The 16,983-nt window shown below is 44.6% G+C and carries 11 protein-coding genes; 3 read left to right on the top strand and 8 right to left on the bottom strand.

Annotated elements, in window-relative coordinates; genetic code table 11:
• Positions 1–26: 26 nt before the first annotated feature.
• The 5 genes from tal to HYN43_RS25015 form a co-directional block, all read right to left on the bottom strand.
• Positions 27–1,115 carry a transaldolase gene (gene tal, locus HYN43_RS25035; RefSeq protein WP_119406627.1) on the bottom strand — a complete coding sequence of 363 codons (1,089 nt, stop codon included), beginning with the start codon at positions 1,113–1,115 and terminating at the stop codon, positions 27–29.
• A gap of 148 nt (positions 1,116–1,263) precedes the next feature.
• Positions 1,264–1,968 (bottom strand): ribose 5-phosphate isomerase A, encoded by a 705-nt coding sequence (gene rpiA, locus HYN43_RS25030; RefSeq protein ID WP_119406626.1) that lies wholly within the window; start codon positions 1,966–1,968, stop codon positions 1,264–1,266.
• Between the two features lie 74 nt (positions 1,969–2,042).
• On the bottom strand, positions 2,043–4,046 hold the full coding sequence (gene tkt / locus HYN43_RS25025) for a transketolase (protein ID WP_162996622.1): 2,004 nt from the start codon (positions 4,044–4,046) through the stop codon (positions 2,043–2,045).
• 32 nt (positions 4,047–4,078) lie between these two features.
• Positions 4,079–4,834 (bottom strand): ROK family protein, encoded by a 756-nt coding sequence (locus HYN43_RS25020; protein ID WP_119406625.1) that lies wholly within the window; start codon positions 4,832–4,834, stop codon positions 4,079–4,081.
• Between the two features lie 463 nt (positions 4,835–5,297).
• Positions 5,298–7,682 (bottom strand): alpha-L-rhamnosidase-related protein, encoded by a 2,385-nt coding sequence (locus tag HYN43_RS25015; RefSeq protein ID WP_119406624.1) that lies wholly within the window; start codon positions 7,680–7,682, stop codon positions 5,298–5,300.
• Positions 7,683–7,984: 302 nt separating this feature from the next.
• Between HYN43_RS25015 and HYN43_RS25010 the strand changes: the two genes are divergently transcribed.
• The 3 genes from HYN43_RS25010 (at position 7,985) to HYN43_RS25000 (ending at position 13,080) form a co-directional block, all read left to right on the top strand.
• Positions 7,985–10,387, top strand: coding sequence for a DUF2339 domain-containing protein (locus tag HYN43_RS25010; protein WP_119406623.1), 2,403 nt, complete (start codon positions 7,985–7,987; stop codon positions 10,385–10,387).
• Positions 10,359–11,597 (top strand): hypothetical protein, encoded by a 1,239-nt coding sequence (locus HYN43_RS25005; RefSeq protein WP_119406622.1) that lies wholly within the window; start codon positions 10,359–10,361, stop codon positions 11,595–11,597. Before HYN43_RS25010 ends, HYN43_RS25005 begins: the two co-directional genes overlap by 29 nt.
• Positions 11,598–12,033: 436 nt before the next feature.
• Positions 12,034–13,080 (top strand): IS110 family RNA-guided transposase, encoded by a 1,047-nt coding sequence (locus HYN43_RS25000; protein ID WP_119406621.1) that lies wholly within the window; start codon positions 12,034–12,036, stop codon positions 13,078–13,080.
• A gap of 137 nt (positions 13,081–13,217) precedes the next feature.
• Here the strand turns inward: HYN43_RS25000 and HYN43_RS24995 are convergent, their stop codons facing one another.
• The 3 genes from HYN43_RS24995 to HYN43_RS24985 all read right to left on the bottom strand — a co-directional run bounded on the left by HYN43_RS24995 (position 13,218) and on the right by HYN43_RS24985 (position 16,324).
• Positions 13,218–14,408: an IS256 family transposase gene (locus HYN43_RS24995; protein WP_245447287.1), complete on the bottom strand. Its 1,191-nt coding sequence runs from the start codon at positions 14,406–14,408 to the stop codon at positions 13,218–13,220.
• 165 nt (positions 14,409–14,573) lie between these two features.
• Positions 14,574–15,503: a TIGR01777 family oxidoreductase gene (locus tag HYN43_RS24990; protein WP_119406620.1), complete on the bottom strand. Its 930-nt coding sequence runs from the start codon at positions 15,501–15,503 to the stop codon at positions 14,574–14,576.
• A gap of 2 nt (positions 15,504–15,505) precedes the next feature.
• Positions 15,506–16,324: a DCC1-like thiol-disulfide oxidoreductase family protein gene (locus HYN43_RS24985; RefSeq protein WP_119406619.1), complete on the bottom strand. Its 819-nt coding sequence runs from the start codon at positions 16,322–16,324 to the stop codon at positions 15,506–15,508.
• Positions 16,325–16,983: the final 659 nt, after the last annotated feature.

The following is a 16,983-nucleotide window of genomic DNA, read 5'->3' as shown; positions in this document are numbered from 1 at the left end:
ACTTTCGACTTCCGACTTAGAACTTATTACTTATTTTTCTGTGTTTCGATGGCGTTCAACAGCTTTTCGAAAGGCTTGTTGAATTTCTCGATGCCTTCATCTTCTAACTGTTGGGTTACAGCAGCCAGGTCGATGCCTAATGAAGGTAATTTTGCAAGGATCTCGGTAGCTTTATCTAAACCTGTTTCTAAGGTTGCAGCAGCAACACCATGATCGCGGAATGCTTCAACAGTTTCCAACGGAACGGTATCAACAGTTTCAGGGCCGATCAAAGCCTCTACATATTTGGTATCTTTAAATGCAGGGTTTTTGCTGCCTGTGCTTGCCCAAAGTAAACGCTGTGGTTGCGCACCTTGCTCGGCAAGTTTTTCCCATCTTTCGCCGCTGAATACGCGTTTGTAAATTTCGTAAGCTTTTTTAGCCGATGCGATTGCGACCTCGCCATACAGCTCTTTTTCGCCTTTAGCTTCGATGATCGGATCAACGATAACGTCGATACGGCTCAGGAAGAAGCTGGCTACCGATGAAATATGAGCAATTTTGTGGCCTGCAGCCAAATGCTCTTCCAAACCGGCAATGTATGCTTCGGTTACTTCTTCATAACGCTCCAAGCCGAACAATAAGGTAACGTTGATATTGATCCCTTTCGCAATTGATTGCTGAATAGCAGCCAAACCCGGTTTAGTGCCAGGGATTTTGATCATTACGTTTTCGCGGTCAACTTTTTTCCAAAGTTCTTCAGCTTGTTTAGCAGTGCCTTCGGTATCTAAAGCCAAAAACGGAGAAACTTCAAGGCTTACATAGCCATCAACTTTGTTCGATTCTTCGTAAACACCTTTAAACAGGTCGGCAGCAGCCTGGATATCTTTAACAGCAATTTCAAAAAATAGCTTTTCGTTATCAGTTTCAGATTTAAGCGCAGCGATATCAGCGTCATAATCAGAACTGCTGCTGATTGCTTTTTCAAAAATTGCAGGGTTTGAAGTAACGCCGCGAACGCCGTCAACGTCAATTAACTGTTTAAGTTTTCCTGATGAAATGATTTCACGATCGATAAAGTCAAGCCAAATGCTTTGACCAAAACCGTGTATCTGCGCTACATTATTAGTTGCCATAATTGGGTTTGTTTTTGTGTGATTTAATTAATTTGTTAAAAGCGCGATGAAGGTAGTAAAAATTGCTACCAAATCGATCTGTTATGTAAAGTTCTTAATAACTGAGCCGTTAATTGTAAGATTTATATCATAGTTTGTTAACATGCCATCAATTAGCGGCCATTACAATGTTCAGTTCGTAGCCTATAAACAGTCCGCTCTCAATTACGCCCGTTATCGATTTAATATCCCTTTCAAAACTTTTCCCTATCTCATCAAATTTGCAATCCAGTACCAGGTTGCCGTTCTCCGAAATTATCGGTCCGTCTTTACCTTTTGCCGGTCGTATAGCTATTTCGGTAGCCCCTAAACTTTTCAATTCCTTTTCCACATAAGGTAAAGCCTGCGGGAACACCTCGATAGGCACCGGGAATTTCGCGCCTAATTTATTAACCATTTTCGATTCATCAACTATGATATAGCTAATAGCACTCGAACTGATCAATAATTTCTCTTTAAACATGGCCCCGCCCCTGCCTTTTATCAGGCTTTTATCCGGATCAACCTCATCGGCACCATCAAAAAGCCAATCGGGTTTATGCTCGTACAGTGATGTAACAGGCAAACCCAGCTTGGCGCAAAACATCGAAAGCTCTACCGAAGTAGGGATAGCCTTTACATTCAGTTTTTCATCTTTAACCCTTTGGGCAATAGCCACCAAAGCCAGGTATGATGTTGAGCCGGAGCCAACACCTATAATGTCGCCATCCTTAACTTTAGCGGCAATCTCGGCCGCTACCTTTTGTTTGCCTTCAATGTTGATGATCTTATCGGCCCACTCCAGGTTATTTATCAGGTTGCTGTTCCAGTTCATGGTATGGTGAATGGAGAGCAGTGAATGGTGAGTGGTGAATAGCAAACTACTCACCGCTCACTAATCACTACTCACTATAATAATGCTTTCGCTTTTTTAACAACGTTATCAACAGTAAAGCCGAAGTGTTTGTACAAATCTTCTGCCGGGGCCGATTCGCCGAAGGTGGTCATGCCTAACATGTCGCCCTCATCGGTAGTGTATTTGTGCCAGCCCATTGGTGATGCCATTTCTACAGCCAAACGTTTTTTGCTTGCTTTAGGGAATACCGATTCTTTGTACTCAGCATCCTGTTTTTCAAACAGCTCCCACGATGGCATACTAACCACACGGGTCGAGATACCTTCGGCTTCTAATTTTTCCTGAGCCTGCATGATCAGTGCCACTTCCGATCCGGTAGCGATCAGGATCAGATCCGGGCCTTTGCTGCCTTCTGATAGCACATAAGCACCTTTCTCCAGGTTTTCGGCTTTGCCATATTTATCCTGGTCGAGGATAGGTAAGCCCTGGCGGGTGAATACCAGCACAGTAGGGCCGCCTTTTTTCTCGATAGCTACACGCCATGCATGCGCACTTTCGTTGGCATCTGCCGGGCGGATCACGGTTAAGTTAGGGATTGAACGTAACGAAGCCAATTGCTCAACAGGCTGGTGGGTTGTACCATCCTCGCCCAAACCAATACTATCGTGCGTATAAACAAATATCGGGTTGATTTTCATGATGGCCGCCAAACGGATTGGCGGGCGCATATATTCAGAGAACATCAGGAAGGTAGCACCAAATGGCAACAACCCTTTAGTTAAGGCCATACCATTCAGGGCCGATCCCATGGCATGCTCGCGGATACCGAAGTGGAAGTTACGACCGCCACGGTTTTCTGATGTAAATGAATCAAATTCTTTCAGGTTGGTTTCTGTAGATGGAGCTAAGTCGGCAGCGCCACCAATCAGGTTAGGCAATGCAGGGGCGATAGCGTTCAACACTTTGCCCGACGCCTGGCGGGTTGCCATTTTAGGGTCTGAACCTTTAAATACAGGCAATTTATCTTTCCAGCCTGCCGGTAACTCACCTTTGGATGCAGCTTCGTACTCGGCAGCTAATTCGGGGAATTTGGCTTTGTAATCGGCAAACAGCTTGTTCCATTTTTCTTCGGCCGATGCACCACGTGCGCCTTTTTTGTGGTAGTAATCCAGCACTTCATCAGGCACGTTGAATGATTTTTCAGGATCGAAACCGAAAAACTCTTTTACCAGTTTAATCTCGTCAGCACCCAGCGGCGAACCATGTGAACCTGCAGTACCCGATTTATTAGGGCTACCGTAAGCGATCAATGAACGAACACGGATAAATGATGGTTTCTGAGTTTCAGATTTTGCGTTGATCAATGCCAGCTCTAAAGCATGGGTATCGTTCACATCTGTCAGGTCCTGTACGTGCCAGCCATATGCGCGGAAACGGGCGCTTACATCTTCATTAAAGGCAATATCGGTACTGCCTTCGATAGAGATGTGGTTATCATCATATAAATAGATCAGGTTACCCAATTGCAGGTGACCGGCCAGCGAAGCGGCTTCGGAAGTTACACCTTCCATCAAATCGCCATCGCTGCAAATGGTGTAAATGTTGTAATTGAACAGCTCAAAACCAGGCTTGTTATAGCGTGCAGCCAAATGTTTCTGCGCAATGGCGAAACCCACCGCGTTGGCAAAACCCTGGCCCAGCGGACCGGTTGTTACTTCAATACCCGGAGCCAAACCATATTCCGGGTGACCGGCAGTTTTGCTGTTCAGCTGGCGAAACTGTTTGATATCATCTAAAGAAAGATCATAGCCGGTTAAATACAAAAAGTTGTATTGCAAAATACAGGCGTGACCAGCCGAAAGGATAAACCTGTCGCGGTTTGCCCAATCGGGGTTTTTAGGGTTGTAGTTTAAAAACTTTGTCCATAAAACATGCCCCATCGGTGCTAAGGCCATCGCTGTACCAGGGTGACCGGAATTTGCTTTTTGAACCGCATCGGCAGCAAGTACCCTTACGGTATCGATTGCCAATTTTTCTATGTCTTTTGTGTTTTCCATTATCTGTAGGTATTGTATGTTTAATGTTTTACTTATTCGGTAGGGGTAGCAACTTTGCGTTTGGTTTTGCTTTCCTCTTCGGTAAGCCAAAGCCTTGCGCCGCCTTTTATACCATCGGCATTGGTAACAATTTTCATATTTTTATCCAGCTTAAAGTCAAGCTTGTCTGAATTGCCTCCGCCTATATATAAAGTATCGTAGTTGAATACGGTTTTCAGTATTTTGAAAACCTTTTTCATGCGCTTATTCCATTTTTCCTTGCCTTCTTTATCTAAAGCCCGGTCGCCTATGTAGTCATCGTAGTCCATGCCCTCTTTTACAGGCAGGTGTGATAGCTCGAAGTGAGGCAATAAATGACCGTTCATTAACAAAGCGGTGCCAAATCCGGTACCCAAAGTGATCACCATTTCAAGTCCTTTACCTGATGCAACGCCAAGCCCCTGCATATCGGCATCGTTAACAACCTGTGCAGGTTTGCCTAATGATTTTTCCAGTTTTTTGCTCAGGTCAACATCTGCCCAAAAATCAGTACCCAGGTTAGGGGCGGTTTTTACCACACCATCTTTAACATAGCCCGGAAAGCCAACCGAAATTTTATCGTAAGCCGGGAAGTCTTTTACCAGGGTATTGATAGCTTTAATTACATTATCAGGATTGGCAGGCGCGGGGGTTGGAATTTTATCATATTCCATTTTTAACTCGCCTTTTTTATTGAGGATAGTGGCTTTGATGTGCGAACCACCGATATCGATAGACAGAACTCTTAACTGGGCTGGCGTATTTTTCATTTAGCGTAATTTATTTAGCTGGTTAGTAAACTGTTACAATCAATTGATCGACCAGCGCATAAATATCACATTTTTAATAATATCAAATTGTTAAATCGTGCGATAAAATCAATTTGCCCTAAGGCAACAAAAGTAAAGTTAGGCTTGCTTTTGTTTAAGGGGCAAATTTTAAACGGTATTTTACTTATGCGTGGCAAAATCAATGCAATTAAGGTAAAATGTTAATAACATGTGCGGGTTTTATCAAATAACATGGTAAATCTACCCTTAGGTATAGCCTAATGTAATCCCAGTCTTCCACCACGTCATTGCGAGGTACGAAGCAATCCCCGACTTTACAGGGCGGATTTGTATAGCCTCTCTGCTGCTTGGGGATTGCTTCGTACCTCGCAATGACGTGATGGGTTTGTCGAGTTGTTTTAAAGCGTTAGTTAATACTGGCTTTTTAAACCCAATCGCATTATCAAATCACCAGATTATTACTACCTGTTTTAAGCTGAAAAGTTTTCCCTTTCCATACAAATATGCCTGTTGTGTTTTTAGGTAGATCAACGTTCACATTCCACTTGCCGTTAACCAATGCGTATTTGGCAACCACTTTTCCATTAGGATGCGGCACTTCACCGCTTATATTTTTGATCGTCCCCAAATGCGGCTCGATCTTTATTTTGCTAAAGCCCGGCGCATAGGTATCCACTCCTAAAACTGTTCGGTAAAACTCAATGTTCGGGCTTGCTCCCCAGGCGTGGCAATCAGACCGGTTGTGATCCAAATCAGAGATCTCGGCCCAGGTGGTGAGGCCCATTTCAATATTATCACGCCAAATGCTGAGCCAGTTGAGGTAATCATCGCCCAAACCTCCTTTAACCAAAGCTTGATGTAAATAGTATTTAAAGTAGATGGTACATTTGGTGATCGAAGTATCGTTCAATAATTTCAAAGCAAGGTCATGTTCGCCGGTAGAGTTAAGCATCCCGGTTAACAGGGCTATTGAATTGGTATGCTGCGAAAACAGCTGTTTATCCTCGGTATCGGCGTAAAGTTTTTTGCCTGCATCCCAATATTTACGCTGAATGGTTGCTTTTAACTGCGCGGCTTTGGCCTTATACAAAGCGGCAAAAACCGGCATGCCCATTTTAGCCTCCATTTGGGCGGCTTGCTGATAGGCCCACATCAATTGCAGATCTAAAATTGCCGATGTTCCTTTCGCGCTTTTGGGGGCCTGGCCAAAATCCCAGCCTTTATCGTTTACCCAATCAACAAATGTCCAGTATGGGGTATTTTTTAAAGAGCCGTCGGCCTGTTGATATTTAGAGAAGAAGTTGAGCACATCGCGTGTGCCGGCCAGTTTATCTTTTATAAAAAGGCTATCGGGGCGGTACATCCAGTAATCATGCAACATGCCGATATACCATAACGAAAACGTAGAGATTACCTGTGGCGAAAATGAGGGGTGACGGCTCAGCGTTACGCCCTCGGCCAGGCGGGAACGGTCCATCAGGTTAATGGCATTGCGTACCAACCTGTCGTCGCCGCTGTTGTAAAATGATACAAGAGCCTGGATACGCGTATCACCCACGTATTGTAACTGCTCGTAATATGGGCAATCCATATAGGTTTCGGCGGCGCAAAGGCGGGCGGTGCGCCAGCCGATATCCAGCATCTGTTGGATCTCGGGGTTGCCGGTTTCCAGTTTGGCATTCATCCGGAAAGGGTAGCCGGTGAAGGTTCCGTAGATATCGTCAATAATCAATGGCTCGTTTTGGGTAGTTATTTTTAGTTCGATATAGCGGAAAGTTCGCCAGGTTAATGTGGTAAAACTATTACCGGATGCACCATCGGCAATAATGCTATCCCTCCTGCCTGCAAATATTTTCCCATCAACATCGTTCCTGTTGCCTTTTACATGCCCCTCGGGGCCGGTTAAGGTTTTAAATAACGATTCGGTATAGCTGATGCCGATGCCCGCGTTCTTTCCTTTACTAAAATTGAGGGTAACAAAAGCGTTGGTTAAATAAGCTTGATCGAGTATTAAAGTTGCCGTAGTATTTGCCGGTATAGTAACGGCTGTTTGCGTTGCAGGGAATGAAGCAGGAACCGTAACGCCATCGGCTTTACGAAGCTTTTCGATCCGCTGCAGTTTCATTTCCATTGATGGGATTGGCGTTGGCACCAGCATCCATCCAAAAGCATTTACGGTACCTTTTGGATTACCGGCATCAATGCGGACAGCGTTTTTCCATGCGCTATCGTCAAAATCCGGTTTGTCCCAACCCTTTACAGATGCGTTCAGATCTAAGCGCTCGCCCGGCCCGGCCACATAATAGGGATGCCAGCCTATGCCGGTAATCGGTTTAAAAGCCTTATCGCGGATGCCTTTCCAGGTTTTGTTGGTGTTGATAACCTCTTCGGTTGGCGTATCGCCCTGCATAATAAAACCGGTTTGTAGCGAGATCTGTGCTTCGGGGCGATAATCACCATCGTTCCAAACCTCGGCGGCAATGGTGTTTTTTCCTGCGGATAGATAAGGTGCCAGATCAACCGTTTCGTAGTTCCAGTAATAAGTATCGCTGCGGGCGGGGCCTAAGGAAACCAGTTTTTGATTTACATAAAGTTTATAACGGTTATCAGCAGATACATGCACCACAAATGTGGCAGGCTTTGTAGCAAGTTCAATGCTTTTCCTGAAATAGTAAACCCCGTAATCCCGTGGAGATTCATCGGCAGCGGCGATCCATGATGCTTTCCATGGCCCGCGGAGTAACGCGGGGTTGATAGTTTGCGCGAAGCTGGTGTTAATAAAAAACAAGAACGCGATAAAGATGAATCCTTTTAAAACTGTTTTCATGAAACGATGCGGTTTACAGGCGGTGTTGGGCTAAATTAAATTTTAGTCACGAATAATTAGTGTGATATTTACAATTTATTCGATGAAGATCAAAATCAATCGCTACCGCAAGCGTCCTCGCTTGTGGGCATCATGCTAAGCTATACATGCGGATTGTTAAATTGGCGACCTAAACGCGGGCCACAAGCGAGGGCGCTTGCGGCAGGAAAGGAATATTACATAGCCAATCGCCCCCCATTATTCCCCCAAACACTGTTTTATTTCATATTTCCGCTATCTTTAGTTTTTACAAACCTAAAACTATGGATGTATTAACCGTCTTTTTATTGCTGGTGATCATTGTTATAATGCTAAGCCACAAGGGCAGTTTAAGCAAAAAGATCGACGATCTCGAACAAAAAATACACGAATTAAAGCGCCTTGTTGAATATCTGAAAACTACCAGGATAGTTGATGAAGCCGATAAAAGAGCAGCGGCCCATAAACCGGTTATTCCTGAGCCAACGCCGGTCCCCGCCACACCAAAGCCAGACCCGGAACCACACCCTCCTGTTGGTCATGAAATAAAACCCGAGCCTGTTACACCGCCTAAAATTGAACGGCATACCGAAATTATTGCAGATAGCGGCTCAACCATCCATCGCCCAATAAAAACCCGCGATTATGAACCGGCTAGACCACGCGAACCACGTCAGTCGTTTTTTGAACGCCATCCCGACCTGGAAAAATTTATCGGCGAAAACCTTGTTAACAAAATCGGTATTGCCATATTGGTATTGGCCATTGGCTTTTTTGTTAAATATGCTATCGATAATGATTGGATAGGCCTGGTTGGTCGTGTAGGTATTGGTATAGCCTGCGGCGGCATTTTAATAGCGGTGGCGCACCGGTTACGCAACAGCTACAAGGCTTTCAGCTCGGTATTGGTTGGCGGCGGTTTGGCTGTTTTTTATTTTACCATTACGCTGGCTTTTCAACAGTTTCACTTATTTAGCCAGATAACTGCTTTTATTATTTTAATTGTGATTACCGTTTTTGCGGTAGCATTGTCATTATTGTATGATAAGCAGGAACTGGCGGTGGTAGCTTTGGTGGGCGGCTTCGCCAGTCCGTTTATGGTGAGTAATGGCAGCGCAAATTACAGCGGCCTGTTAACTTACCTGCTTATATTGAATACCGGCCTGCTCGTTATAGCCTACTTCAAAGCCTGGCGGGTGCTCAATATCGTATCGTTCGGGTTTACGGTTATTGTTTTTTCAACCGTGTTGTATACACTTCCGCCTGCTGCTTACCGTACCGGGTTTATTTTCGCCAGTATATTTTATGCGCTGTACTTTGCGGTGAATGTGGCTAATAACGTGCGGGAGAATAAAAAATTCATCGCTTCGGATTTTACTATCCTGCTGCTCAATACCGGGCTGTACTTCTCGGCGGGGCTGTACCTGCTTACGCTGATGCATGATGAGCAATATCGCGGGTTGTTTTGCGTGAGTTTGGCGATAGTGAACCTTGTTCTGTCGTACATATTATTCCGCAACCGCAAGGTGGATACCAATATTCTGTACCTGCTTATCGGTATTACGTTAACCTTTATATCGCTGGCTGCGCCGATACAGCTGCATGGGCATAGCATCACCATCTTCTGGGCTTCGGAAGCGGTGCTCTTATACTGGCTCTACCAAAAATCAAACATCGGCTTAATGAAATATACCTCGTTATTGCTGTGGGTGGCTATGCTTTTGAGCCTGCTGATGGATTGGTACCAAATTTACAGTGATGCCTCTGCAACACTCACCATCATCGCCAACAAAGGGTTTATTACTACACTTTGCGCTGCGGTTAGCTCATTCCTGCTGGCGGTGCTAATGGCCGATAACACAATACAAACCAAAAGAGGACTGGTGATAGACCGGCGAATTTTCAGCATAACCGGGTTGATCCTTTTGTTTTTGAGCGGACTGGTTGAGATCAACCACCAATTCCTGAACAGGTTCCCTTATACCGGTTTGAATGTGTTGTATATGATGGTATATACGCCGGTGTTTGTATTTGTTTACTACCTGGTATCCTTTAAAATAGCGGTTATCAATTTTACCGAAAACCTGAAGCTCGGCTTGTTATTAACCTGCATTGTGGTTTACCTGTTATTAACCCCACAGTTTTTTGATCTGCAATATGTAATGCTCGAAACCGGTAAAGTGCCTGCAAGTCATTTTATGGCACATTGGATAGGGGCTGTGTTTGTTGCCCTGTTGCTTTACCGGGTAATTATGTTAAGCCGCAAAAGTCAAAGCGCCGGCGCGATAGGCCTGTTTACCTGGGGCTTAAGCATAGTGGTAGTGGTGTTTTTAAGTTTAGAGGTAAGCCTGATGAGCAACCTGTTATTTTATAACCAGACGCACTCGATAGATAGAATAGAAACCGTATACATTAAAACCGGTCTGCCCATCCTTTGGGGACTGCTCTCCTTCGAGCTGATGTGGCTGGGGATGAAGTACAAACAGCGGATGATGCGCGTTGCTTCATTAACGCTGTTCTCGCTTACCTTAGTAAAATTGTTTTTGTTCGATATTAAAAACATCCCGGTTTGGGGTAAAATTGTGGCTTTCTTTTGTTTGGGCGTATTGCTGCTTATAGTGGCCTTTATGTACCAGCGAACCGCCAAAAAAACCGCCGATGAAGAGGAGGCTAAGCAAAATGAATAAGGTATCGTTTTTACTATTGTTGTTATGCGGATCGATATTATCCGCATCGGCACAAAAAAACTTTAAATACAAAGCTCCGCTAAAAAAAATTGACAGTACCGGTTTTTACCGGATAGCTTTGCAGCCTGCATTGGTAGCCAAAGCTAAACCCGGGTTATCAGACATTCGCATTGTAGATGATAAAAGCAATTTTGTGCCTTACGTACAGGCCGGCAGCCTGCCGCAAAAAAGCCAGAAAAGTTTTTTGGTTTTCCCGGTGATTGCTGATCGTGCAACTACCGATACCGGTACAACCTTCACCATCGAAAACAAAACCGGCCTGGCGCTCGACAGGCTTTGGATCCGCCTGCAAAACACGGCCGTTAAACGCAAAGTGAACCTGTTGGGCAGCGATGATATGAACCAATGGTTTGCCATACAGGAGGAGATTCCCTTGCAGGAGGCTGTTCAAAACAGCGAAGGTACCTACATGCAATCCTTATTTTTTCCGGCGAGTAATTATCATTATCTAAAAATCCAGGTTAACGATAAAAACAAAAGCCCCATCAAGTTTTTACAGGCTGGCGTTTATACCGAATACGTTTCGGCAGCACAGGCTTACACACCTATCAAACCGGTTAAAGTTATTAAGGCCGATAGCAACCGGACAACTTTTGTTGAGATCAGGCTTGATGATAACTACCTGGTTAACCGCCTGCATTTCAGCATAAGTGCCCCTAAATATTACAAACGGGGGGTAACTGTTTACCAGTTTGTAAACAATGGTAAAGAACTGATCAGTGATGCCGAACTGTCATCAGCCAAAACACCCGATCTGCTCATCGCCGCAAAATCAAAACACCTGCTTATTGAGATCAGTAATGGCGATAATCCGCCGTTAAGCATCGGTGAGGTTACCGCCTTTCAATCTGATGAGTACCTGGTTAGTTATCTCGAAGCGAAACAGAACTACCTGCTTTTGGCAGGCGATTCATCAGCAGTAGCACCGGAGTATGATCTGAAATTTTTTACGGATAGTATTAAGGATAACATCCCGGCTATTAAACACGATGCCGTGGTTAAGAACGATGGTTACGAAGCGAAAGTTACGGAAGCCAAACCTGATCGCACACCGCTGATTTGGATTGCCATTGTGGTTTCGTTGGGGATATTGCTGTTTTTAACTTTAAAGATGACCAGGGAGGTGAAGAAGAAAGAGGCAGAGAAATAAAAACACTGGTTGAAGTTTAGCGATAGCGCAACTTCGACCAGGGACAGGATAAACAGCTTCTTAGACGCTGTTTAAACAATTAAATATTTCTTTTATGTAGAGACGCATAATTGCGTCTACCGTAGGACAAACCGCTTTGCAGGTTATCATCAGCCACCGTAAATTGCATGCGGGAGACGCAATTATGCGTCTCCTATGTTTGTCATCAAATAAAAAAGGGAATAAATTAGAAATCTTAAGTGAAAAGAATGAGAGTTGGGTCGCGTCTAAACAACTTTTATAGTATGTACATGTAGAGATCAGGCCTCATTCTTTTTACCTTTTAGAGTCTGAACAGAATGTAAGGAATACAGCAGGTCTGTATATTCAGGATATCCGACCAGGAGACAAGACGAAGAAAGGTTGTTCACTTAAGAAAATACAAACCTAATAAGTGATGGCAAAAATTTTAAAACAGGTAGCAGGCATTGATGTAGCTCAAAAAGAGTTGGTAGTTTCTCTTGGACGTATGGATGATTCTATTGAACCAGATATCTATGCTTTCAAAACATTTGCCAATAAACCATCTGGGTTTTCTGCTTTAGAAGTATGGATAAAGAAACATACGGATAAACAGGTAAAGGTCCGGTTTGTAATGGAAGCAACGGGCGTTTATCACGAAAAATTAGCGTATCATCTTTCAGGCCTGGGCTATGAAGTAAGTATTGTACTTCCTAATAAGATCAACAATTATGCTAAGTCACTCGAAACAAAAACGGTCACCGACAAAACAGCATCACAGGCTATCTGCCAGTTTGGACTGGAAAAGAAGATTAGTTTATGGCAACCACCAAAAAAAATATTCAGAGACCTTAAACAATTGACACGCGAAAGGAATCAGATAATCGCAGAACGTACGGTAGCTAAAAATCAACTGCATGCAGAAAATGCAGAAGCGTTTCCCAACGAAAGAAGCATAGCCAGGCTACACCAACGCATCCGGTTATTCAATGAACAGGAAAAGGAAATTAAAGCAGACCTCGCTGAAATAATCAAAAAGGATAAGGAATTGGTTGAAAAGATAAACAATATCAGCACAATACCAGGGGTTGGGAAGCTTACAGCCATAATTACCATGGCAGAAACCAATGGCTTTAACCTGATTAAAAGTAAAAAGCAAATCGAAAGCTATGCGGGATTTGATGTAAAGGAAAAGCAATCCGGCTCATCGGTAAAAGGAAAATCCAAAATATCAAAAAGAGGGAACAGGCACTTACGTAAAGCCATGTATATGCCGGCATTAGCAGCCATCAGGCATGACGATCGGTTTAAAGCTGTATTTATTCGGCTGGTAAGTAAACACGGTATTAAGATGAAGGCAGCTGTTGCGGTACAAAGAAAGCTACTGGGGCTCATCTATATCGTTTGGAAAACTGATATTAAATATGATCCCAAATTCCTGAACAAAGTAACAGAGAACGAAAAAGTAGTTATAAATAGTTAGAGCGGTGACATCATAAGATGAACCGCCCTAATCTGGCTGGCTTGTGCCGCCTTAATAAACAAATCTAAAAATTATTTGGGTCTGTAAAATAAACTGTGTCAGCCCCTGCCGGCCCATGGGCCGGCAGGGGCTGATTGCTACATCAAATCTAATATCATTCTCCCAGGAAACCAAATGGCCAGCTTCTGGGCCGTTGTCGCCCAATTAGAAAGTGGCATCGTCCATTTTTGTTTAATGTTGTTATGAGCCAGATAGATCAGTTTTAACAGAGCCATATCGGATGTGAAACCACCCTTGGTTTTGGTTACTTTTCTGATTTGCCGGTGAAACCCTTCGATGGTATTGGTGGTATAGATCAGTTTACGAATAGTGGTATCATACTGAAAATACGTGGTCAGCTTCGACCAGTTATTACGCCATGATTCCAATACCTTTTCATATTTCTTACCCCACTTTTCTTCTAATTGCTCTAAACGAAGTTCTGCCAGTTCGAGGGTTTCTGCCTGGTACACCGGCTTAAGATCTTTCATAAATACTTTTTGATCTTTAGAAGCCACGTACTTCAGGCTGTTGCGTATCTGGTGGACGATACAGGTCTGGATTTCTGTTTGAGGGAATACTGTATTTATGGCCTGTGGGAATCCATTGAGGTTATCAATGCAAGCAATCAGGATGTCTTTTACACCTCTGTTTTGAAGGTCGGTCAATACACTTAACCAAAAATTAGCGCCTTCGCTTTGAGATACATACATTCCTAACAACTCCTTGTGACCGTGACGGTCAATACCAAGAATGTTATAAACAGCATGCGCTACCATGCGGTGTTCCTCTTTAACCTTGTAATGCATCGCATCCAGCCAAACAATGGTGTAAAGTTCATCCAGCGGCCTTGATTGCCATTCTTTTACTTCAGGAATGATCTTATCTGTTATAGCAGATAAGGTACTGTGACTGATATCTGTATCATACATGTCTTTGATATGCTTTGATATATCGCGGAAACTCATGCCCAGTCCATACATGCCGATGATCTTGGATTCAAGACTTTCTGCTAATATCGTTTCCCGTTTGCGGATCAGTTCGGGTTCAAAACTGGAATTGCGATCACGAGGGGTACTAATAGATATGGTGCCATCAGAGGTTCGGATATTCTTACTGGTCTTACCGTTCCTGCGATTGCCTGAACTGCGTTCTGCTTCATCTAAATGGCTTTCCAATTCCGCCTCAAGGGCGGCATCAAGGAAACTTTTTAGCAACGGTGCAAAGGCTCCATCCTTGCCATAAAGCGATTTGCCCGAGCGGAGTTGCTCAAGGGCTTTCTTTTTCATTTGCTCGTATTCGAGCGATTCTTCTTCTCTCTTCATCTTAAACTGTGTTTTAAGTTAACATTTAACGCTTGACACAGTTTATTTTACACTCTCAATTATTTGATGTTAACACAGAATCTCTACAATTAAAAACGGCTCGTTCGCCACTTTGCAAGCCTAACTCATCTACTCCCTGATACTCAAAATATCATGCACCGCATACTCTGCCTTTTCAAACTGAAACTTAAAACCACTATCCAGCAAACGTTTAGGCATTACCCATCGGCTTTTTAATATCAGCTCGGTTTCGGTGCCTATCACTGCCGCGCCAATGCCTAACAACCATTGCGGGGCGGGTAAGCCAAACGGCGCGCCATAAGCCTCGCGGATAATACGCATCATATCGGCATTTTTTTCGCCACAGGGAGCGGTACAGTTAAATACGCCCTGCAATTCGGGATGATCAAGCAGCCATTGGGTGCTGCGGGCAGCATCATGTTCATGTACCCAGGCCATGTATTGCTGCCCATCTCCCTGTTGCCCGCCGAGGCCCAGCCTGGCCAGGTTAAGCAGGCGCGGAAAAACGCTGTCGCTCCTGCCCAGCACAATTCCCATGCGCAATGCCACTTTACGGGTATGCGGCGTATCGGCCTCAAAAAAGGTTTTTTCCCAGATGTTGCAAACATCTATAGAAAAGCCGTAACCAATCTCGCCGGTTTCCTCATCCTGCGGGTGATCTTCGGCATGACGGTAAATGGTGGCAGAGCTCAGGTTGATCCACAGTTTAGGCGGATCGGTCATTTTATTAATCACGCGGCCCAGCAGTTGAGTGGGGACAACTCTTGAGCGCACAATCTCCTGTTTGTTTTTTTCGGTATAACGGCAGTTTACGTTTTTGCCACAGAGGTTGATGAGCATTTCGGCCCCGGCAAGGTGAACCGTCCAGCCGGCTTCTGTTTCTCCATCCCAAAGGGCGGTGTGCACATTACCGTCAACCGGTTTTTGTTTACGGGCCAGGATAATCACTTCATTAGCCAAATCGCGGTAGTATTTTGCCAGTACCGTGCCGAGGTAGCCATTGCCGCCTGCCAGCACTATTTTTTTATAAGGTTTCATGATTAGTTCAGTTTTAAAATAAGCCCCAGTAAAACGATGCGATAGATTACCCAGGTAACGGTAAGCACCCAGCCCAGCCCCAATAGTTTGGTACGGCGTACATGTTCTAAAAACATGAGCCCTGCAACTGCCATAAAATACAGGGTGTAAACAAGGGCGTGCAGTTGTACAAAATGGCTAATCAGCAAACCAATCAGCAACAATAAGCTGCCGGCGAAAGAGATGGTCATCATATTGCCCAGGTATGTCCACAGGTTGCGGCGGTCGAAACTGCATATCGCTGCGCCCTGAAAAATAATCTGCCCACCGCAAATCACATACTCGCGGTAAGGATTACCCAGCGGCACCATACCAACCAGCAGATGGGCATAAGCGGAGAGGATAAAGCCTGTGCAAAACCAGGTAAACAGCAGGTACAGCAGGCGGTAATGCAATTTAAAAGTTGGCTGGTATTCAAACCCGGTTTCGGCGGCGGGAATAATAACCCGGCGGTTGTATGATATAAAGGCGTATACCTTACTCATTAGCCAAACAAAGGGGTTAAAGCTAAACAACGGCGCAAACAGGGGCCAGGCATTGGCAAGTATTTTAAACAGGCTTTTTACGCCATAAGTTACTTCGCCGTTTTCAAGGTTGATGAGTGCAATCTCGTTAACGGCACGCCGCCTGTCGTAAACCGGGCAGGTGGTGGCTTGCTCACTTTGGTAGGCCGTGCGGCCGCCCTGGTCAAGCATCCCTGTTTTTACAAACGCGTTGGTATAAACCCTGCACATCGGGCACTCGGCATCAAAAAGGATGACATGATTTTTTAGCGCTTTCATAACTTTCAGTGTTTTCTGAAACAAATATACAATATATTTTAAACTTTCAATAAATACTGAAAATAAAATCTTCAGAAAGAAGCAGGAGATCAGGAAGAGAGATTAGAGACTGGAGATTAGAGGTTAGTTTTAATCCGGGTTTAATTAACAAGAAACTAATCTCTATCCCCGCGTTGGATTGCAGCGGAAAGCCCGCAGCGCGCGCTGGGATAGGGTGCTGGCAAAGCGAGGACTTGTAGCGGATAGCCCGGGCCGCAGGCAACGCCCAAATTATAATTGAAAACGAAATTCTGTTGCAGAGAGCCCTGAAGTTCACAACGGCCATATCCTTTCATACTAACATTGGCGCTCATCTGCTGTGGAGGTTGTTACTTTTGTCCTTATACCATAGGTGTTCGGAAGAAATAAAAAAGCGGGGGAATTGTGCGATTCCCTCCCTTGGGAGGGTTTAGGGAGGGGTTTCTACACCCAGCATATTCGTCGGGCAAGGCGTAAAAACCCCTCCCTGCCACTGCGCAATCCATCACACCCCTCCCAGGGGAGGGAATGAAAAAATCTTCCGAACAGCCATGGTCCTTATACCAACAACCAAAAGTCAAGACAGAAAAAGCTTCGGTCAGCAGGGCCTGCCCCGAAGTCCATCGGGGCCAACTCGGTCC

It is taken from the genome of Mucilaginibacter celer (assembly GCF_003576455.2).
Classification (GTDB): Bacteria; Bacteroidota; Bacteroidia; order Sphingobacteriales; family Sphingobacteriaceae; genus Mucilaginibacter; species Mucilaginibacter celer.
This window is presented reverse-complemented; position numbering and strand designations above follow the sequence as displayed.